Genomic DNA, 7,026 nt, shown 5'->3' with positions numbered 1-7,026 from the left:
GGTCGATAAACGTAGTGATATAGGTCGATAAACGTAGTGATATAACCTTTGTAATGATTGTATGGTAAGGCTTTCAGCACATTTAAAAGAATTTAAAAACTTTAAAAATAATTAAAAGCTTTTCAAATGAAAAATTGCCCTATGTTTTCGCTACGCTCAAACTCTATTGAATCTCGCTTTCGCTCGATTCGAGGGGCAATTTTTTGCCTAATCTCGTTGTGACTTTAATAAAAAGCAAAAGCAAGAATGAATTCGCTACGCTCATAAGTTTTTTTTACTCGCTTCGCTTGGTCTAGAAATCACTTTTCTGTAAGTGATTTCCTGTTTTTGAGATTTTGATACTAAAAAATTGTTTTTCAGAGAGTCTAGGCGCGATTTTTCAATGTTCGCTCGTAGACACTCGCTCTGATATAGCGATTTAACGCAAAAATATAGGGGGTATGCGCGATTTTTTCACTGATTACTAATGAATCCTATGTCGATGAGGAAAACGTGCTTACAACGCAAATGATGAGCTTTCAGGAAAAGGTAAGGCGGCCTCCTTAGGAGGCCGCCTTGTTTTTTTGATTTGCCGTGTTCAAATTCACGAAACTAACGCGCTTAACGCTAATCATTTATTGAGTTCGCGACTAGAACGAACTCGCAGTTATCAACTTACGACATTTTCACTGTTTCCAGTGGAAGCGACTCTCATGGATCCTCCATCAAGACTAAGCTGGTCCTGACTTCTACACATCACAAAGTACACACTTCAAATTGTGTTTTAGTTCCACAATCACGATTTCATATAACATCATTCCACTAGAGCCTTGCGGCTGCATCATCGCAAAAATCAGTCAGCAGCAGATCCGTCTCCGGAACAACTGGGTTATTTCAAAGCGCAAACTTCAACGTAACCAACGCATTTTTTCTTAATGATTACTCATGAAATATTATTCATCCGACCGCTACATCAGGATTTTTAACGTTTATTCACTTTCTTCCGTGCCAAACAGGCTTGCCGCATTTCATAGCGGCCGAGGTTGCCACACCTCTCACCTGATAAACTTTGTTTTCTCAGTCCGGTTATGCACCGTATTGCCTTTCGTTCACCCACCCCTTACGTTTTTATTCGCTCGAAGTGACCTAATTAATTCGGATAGATCCGAAATAAACCTAATCAACAACTCTCCCTCTCTCATAAATCAGTCCTTATAGCATCCTCGCGGAATGTTTTCGGTCTAAAAGCCTATAGTGTGGAGCCACCGCATCTAATAATTGGCTTGAGAGATTCCCACTTTAGCGTTAACAGTCTTTGTCTATTTCTACTGAAATAGACGGTCAGTACGCTTATCCGTTCCACCTGATATCAGCTATTCCCTTTTTTTGAGGTAAGAGTTCCGAAAACCCTCATTATTAACCGATATTAAATTTCATTACGGGTAAAGCACTTAACCTACGCAAAGCAACATGCTTGATCCAATCTCTTAGATCTCCTTAGTGTCACCGTTACAGGCTTGAGCTATCCATAGATCTCAATAACTAATCAAATATGTCATCACGACAAATCAATTTGGTTAATCGTTGAGTACCGAGCAGTCCAGATTTCTCCTCGTGCCCCTAGTACCTCGCGATACTCTCATAAGCCCACCTGTGCGCAACGCATACCGCCCTGTTAAGGAATTGAAGCGGTAAACGTGTGTTCTTAACGTATCTATCATTCCATGAAGATACTCACACTCTCTGTTAAGCAGGGTTTGTCCTTGTCACCAAGAATCCCGTTTCAGTGTCGCCCAACTGTTTTTTGTTTCTCAATGTCATTTCATAGACATCTTGGATTGGGTCAAAGAACAGAATCTCACTGTCCAGTGCCCTTCGCAGCCGCACCAACGCCCTTTCGGAAGTATGCAGCTACACGGTCTTTAGCATGTGGTGGCTGCCACATGCACACGAACCGAGAAAAACAAAGCTTAGAAAGTTTCGCTCACTGCACGATTAACACAGGAAAGCTCATTTCATATTTTGGCAAAGTCTATCTATCAGCAATTTAAAAAACTGGCAAATTTACAGATGTTTTCGCGCCCGCCGATCGCAGGAACTCTTATTTATGGATGTACTGCAAAATAAGGCTTTGAACATGAATCTAATGATTTTAAAAGCTTGAAAATCAGCTTAAATCAAGGGGTACTTTTATGGTTGTACTATGAAAACAAAGCTTTAGATAAAAATTATGCTCAGTCCAATCAGGAACTCTTATTTATATAAGTGCATGGAATCTAGCTTTGAGCATTAATTTGATATTGAAAAAGTATCTCTGAATTATATTTTTTCAGGGGGTAGTTTTATGTTAGTGCATGTTTTTTAAAAATAGATTTGAGATTAGATGTAAGTTTCGATTGAGTCAGGTCAGGAACTCTTATTTATATTTCTGCCATAAAACAGTCATTTACATTCAGATTTACTTAAAAATCAGCAATAAAAATATATTTTTCAAAGGGGTACTTTTATAGTTATGCCAAAGATTTTTTTAATTTATAAAAAACAACAAGTTAAAAAATCAAATTGTATAAAAAATAACCAATGATTTTTTTATTTCTTTATTTTCAAGTATATAAAGAGCATGAATCATTTTCTTAATGATTCAATATCTAAAAATAAAAGTCTTTTCTTAACGTTTTATTATGTTAAAACCTAATAGTTTATTAAACATTAATTTGTTTATAATCAATGGTTTACATTGAATTTTCAAGCTGTTAGATTGATATTTTTTTAGGGCGACTAAGATGTCTTGTAGTAATAATCAAAAACTGATCGGAGGAGATGAAAAAATGTTCATTATTGGGCTGATTGATAACTTTTTCTATCGCGTGATCGGAGTAGATTCTCGTCCAAAATTTTTTGGGAATAACTTTGAATTTTATGAAAAAGCTATGTCAATCTCTGTGTCATCTAGTAAGCGTGATATAGATAGTTTATTTATCAGATTTGGAACGATCTGGAATTCTGAAAATAAAAAAGAAATCGTTATCGAACAGCTCGACTTTCGAAAAGAGTTATGTCATCTAGATGTAACTATTAAATTACTGTTAATTCTCTGTGAAATAGCTAAAAAATTCAGTTATCAGACGATTCGATTTGTTAAGCCAAACCGAATATTCGTTGGTGAATATATCTGTTTCAAATTTGGCTTTTCAGCGAAGAATGAGATAGATCCTAAAAAATTAAAATTGAGATTGAAAAAATATCTATCTGAGAAAGCTTAGGATGGTGATAGTCACTATGAGAGTTAATTTCGTATAAGAGATTTTATGTTAAATACTTAAAACATCATGCTCTTTTATTTCTAAGAAAACATGTTGGTCAATTTCTGCATTTGAGTTGCGTATAAAATCTTTAGCCATAGTATTAATATGAAGATGACTTTCTTTGTGAACAATATTAAATAATGATAATAAGTCTTTTTTGTGATGTGAGTCACAGTTATTTTTAAAATCATTCAACTCAGTATCAATTTCTAATTTTATTTGTTCAATAAAATGCTTTCGTGAACTTTTATTGTTTATTTTATAAAATAACTGTGTTTTCTCATAAGCTCCTTTATGAAAGATCATTTCATAAATTTTCATTTTAAATTCTACTCAAAGTTATTGATATAATTAAAATTAAAAAAACCAATTTCTCTTGGGGAAGAGAAATTGGGGCGCGGAATTCTTAACCTTAAGTAAGGCCAATCACCAGCAATTTTGTTGCAATAATCACATTATATTTCAATTTTGACGTATACTTCAATAAAAAAATATACAGATCTGTATATTTTCGCCATGAAAAATAGAATTTCCAGATATGAATCTAAGAACCTATCCAGAATATTTTCTATGCAAAAGTAGCCTTAAAAAGGCTAAATTAATTAACGGAACCACATTGCTTGAGAAATCAGGAAAAAATGCAAAAAAGAATGTTTTTTGATCAATTTTATTGGCTAAAAGTTACAGTTTTGCTTAAAAAGAAACCGACTTGTTTCCAAGTCGGTTGAACGAGAACGTTCCAAAGGGTATGAATAACGATAAGATACTGATCTTAAAGTAATATTAAAAACACGTTTCGTATAAGCTCTATTATGTTAAATGGATTAAAATTGAGTCATTTTCTGAAAGGATTTTTAAGATATTCCTTCACCATAGAAATAATTAATAGTGTACTAATCAAAACTAGAACTGCTATAAGAATCCAGAACATACAAACCACAAATATTAAACATTAATAATACAATAATAATAATGTTTTTCTGATGATTAAGTAACTGATATTTAGATTATTTTGCAAGTTTAGGATTTTGTTAAGTTTTAATTAACAGTAAATTTTTTCTAATTGGTATAGAATTTAGAAGGAGTAAGCTATTTAATTGTTTCTTATGGAAAAAAAAGTAAAGAATCTCTATCTGAGAAAAGGTGAGCACAAATTTGTTTTGCAATCAATATTCATTTGTAGGGCTAAGTCTCAAAAGTGGACGAATGAAGAGATCAATGAAGTGATAGAGAAAACTATATATGAAGATAAAATTAGGGTGTATGAGATTTTAAGAGAATATTCTAGAAATATTTAGGGTGTGTCATCAATTAAGCCAGATGATTGTTGAAGCCTGGTAGATGGCTGATAAGAAGTTTTGAGCCAATTTATCATTGCGTGTGGCAATGGCACGATACTGCTTGAGCTTGGCAAAAAATTTCTCGATCAGATGTCTTGCCTTATAGGAGGCATCCCAGTAGTGGGCTATATTTTGCAGCAGAACAAGCTGACAAAAAAATGTATGAGAATAAGCAAAAAATTAAATCAGCTTTAAAATTAGTTGCAGAAGCTATCTAAATTTTATATTAACTAAAAATTAACATAATACACCTTATACGAAATGTGTTATAATTTTCCTTAGAAATCAATGCTGTAGTTTCTAGTTTATAGCCCAATCACACCCGATTGGGCTTTTTTTATGACTTTTCACGTTCCACGACTATTATTTGATCAATGTTCCACACTTTTAATTAGCTCAGTTGAATAATTCTATCTCACCAAAAGCTGATTATTGATGTTAAATACAATTAACGAGGCATGACTAACTGACGGCTAAGATATGACGATGAATGATCAATTAAGTGAGCATGAGCTTGCTATAGCAGCTGGGCATATCCTGCAGGAAAAGTTTATTAAAGTGGCCAGTACTGAATCAGTTCTTTATGCGGAAAATGATGTATTGCTGCGAAAAGAGCCGAATCAGCAAGCAGTATTTGTAAAGCACTTAGTTGGCCGTAATCCCGATTTAGCTAAGCGTGTGCTTAACCGGAGAGTATTTAAAATTAAAAAGCGTTCTATTGAATAAGGTAATCAATAAACTAACCATAAGGCTTAAAAAAACGACTCCAAAACCCTCTTTTCTCTATCTCGGGTTCGATCTGTTCTGGTACAGGAATACGTTTACTCTCTGTCTGAACCGGACTAGTCTCTCCATCATTTTGTGTCTGATACTCGTTTTGATGCATTGCTACTTCTTCTTTTTCGGCTAAGTCTGGAGAAGTATTTTCTGGGTCGATAGATGTAGTGGTATATGTTTTAGGAGCTTCTAATAAACGTTGCATTGCTTCAATTTGTTCTTGGTAGAAAGACTCCCTTTCTATTGATTGATTTTCTCTAAGTAGAGCTTGATTAAGTTGTTTTTCAAGCATGTCAACTTGACGTTTTAATAAGTCAACTTCTGTTAAGTTTTGACTGTTAGTTGATTGACTTTGATTGACATTGGACTCTCTATTTTGAGGCTCTCCAAACACTCTTAATGCTTCTGAAAAGTCAATTAAACCATCAGCTCCTTTTGATAAATTACCTTTATTTATATGAGCATATATAGCTTGTCTTGAATACCCGTAAAGCTTTGCCAACTCTGATACTGTTAATTTTTTCATCTTGTAAACTGAGTTTAAAGTTAAGTTAATATTTGACTGTTCAATTGACAATGTCAATTTACAACGATTATTTAAATCCTAATTCTTTAAGATATGGCGCGTATTCTTGTACTTTCTTAGGATCAGTTAAATGATTAGATATTCTAATAGTGAAATCTTCATAGCTTTCTCCAGCCGTACTGTACTTTGATGCAAACGAAGGCTCATAAGCTAACTTGGTAGAGAACATGTGAATTTGTTTATCTGTTAATTCAGTGAGTAGTTCCAGCTGTTTATTATTCGTCTTAGGTATACTTTTAACTGATGATTTTTGCTTGAATGAAAAGCTATATCCTGAGATTGATCTCCCAGTTTTATGTTGCTCAAATTTAACTTTGATATCGGTAAAAGTGTTGATCTGCGATATAGCTATATCAAGGACTCGTCTTTTGAAGTTATCTGATCGAGTATATTCGTCATCAGCAATACCAAGTTGTTGTCTGAATTCTACAATTTGAAATATTGGTGTCTGGCCAGTGCTACGCCAAGCAACTAATAATTCATACAGCCGAGTGGCATATCTACTTGTCAATTGACTTACTTGTTTTAGCTCATAACTAGTAAATCGTTCTTCTAAACGTGTAATTAGAGGAACTACTGCAGGTGAAAATATAAGACTTACAGATGCTTCATTATCAATATAGCTAATTTCACTCACCCAACGGGTATGAGTAGTCTTTACATTTCCTTTATCTGTTAAAGATTGATAAGTAAATCGTCGGTCAAAAAGGACTTTACTTGCCTCTTTTAAAACAGCATAAGCCGTATGCTTTTCTACACCAAAATTTTCAATATAGCTGGAAGCGTGGATTACTAAGGCATCATTTGCATTAATCCCTTTACCCGTTTGTCTAGCCTCTATAATTGCTAGTAAAACTAATCTTTGCTCAACAAGATCAAGATTATAGCTGGCATTAATTAAAGCATTATCTTTAACAACTAAGTCTTTCATTATTGTTATTACTACGTGGTCTATTCATGTAGTAATACTACACTAAATAATAGTGTAGTCAAATGGTCGATAAACGTAGTGATATAGGTCGATAAACGTAGTGATATA

At 33.8% G+C, this 7,026-nt stretch carries 5 protein-coding genes and 1 pseudogene; 2 read left to right on the top strand and 4 right to left on the bottom strand.

All coding sequences use genetic code 11. From position 1 onward, the window contains the following. The first annotated feature begins 2,762 nt into the window (after positions 1 to 2,762). Positions 2,763 to 3,242 carry a hypothetical protein gene (locus HYI04_RS16375; RefSeq protein WP_178896402.1) on the top strand — a complete coding sequence of 160 codons (480 nt, stop codon included), beginning with the start codon at positions 2,763 to 2,765 and terminating at the stop codon, positions 3,240 to 3,242. A gap of 48 nt (positions 3,243 to 3,290) precedes the next feature. Here the strand turns inward: HYI04_RS16375 and HYI04_RS16370 are convergent, their stop codons facing one another. Then, entirely contained in the window at positions 3,291 to 3,605 is a 315-nt protein-coding gene (locus HYI04_RS16370) for a hypothetical protein (protein ID WP_058952647.1), read from the bottom strand. Positions 3,606 to 4,591: 986 nt separating this feature from the next. Continuing rightward, a pseudogene (locus HYI04_RS16365) lies at positions 4,592 to 4,735 on the bottom strand (transposase); the annotation flags it as partial. A 375-nt stretch (positions 4,736 to 5,110) separates the two neighbouring features. Here HYI04_RS16365 and HYI04_RS16360 point away from each other — a divergent pair. Next, positions 5,111 to 5,350 (top strand): hypothetical protein, encoded by a 240-nt coding sequence (locus HYI04_RS16360; protein WP_372239184.1) that lies wholly within the window; start codon positions 5,111 to 5,113, stop codon positions 5,348 to 5,350. Between the two features lie 13 nt (positions 5,351 to 5,363). On the opposite strand, the gene HYI04_RS16355 is transcribed toward HYI04_RS16360, so the two are convergent. Both HYI04_RS16355 and repM read right to left on the bottom strand, forming a co-directional pair. Continuing rightward, complete coding sequence (locus HYI04_RS16355; RefSeq protein ID WP_178896400.1) at positions 5,364 to 5,927, bottom strand: plasmid replication DNA-binding protein; 564 nt, start codon at positions 5,925 to 5,927, stop codon at positions 5,364 to 5,366. A gap of 67 nt (positions 5,928 to 5,994) precedes the next feature. Continuing rightward, complete coding sequence (repM, locus tag HYI04_RS16350) at positions 5,995 to 6,918, bottom strand: replication initiation protein RepM (RefSeq protein ID WP_178896399.1); 924 nt, start codon at positions 6,916 to 6,918, stop codon at positions 5,995 to 5,997. Positions 6,919 to 7,026: the final 108 nt, after the last annotated feature.

This window comes from Acinetobacter sp. SwsAc2, from assembly GCF_013391465.1.
GTDB classification, from domain to species: Bacteria; Pseudomonadota; Gammaproteobacteria; order Pseudomonadales; family Moraxellaceae; genus Acinetobacter; species Acinetobacter johnsonii.
This window is presented reverse-complemented; position numbering and strand designations above follow the sequence as displayed.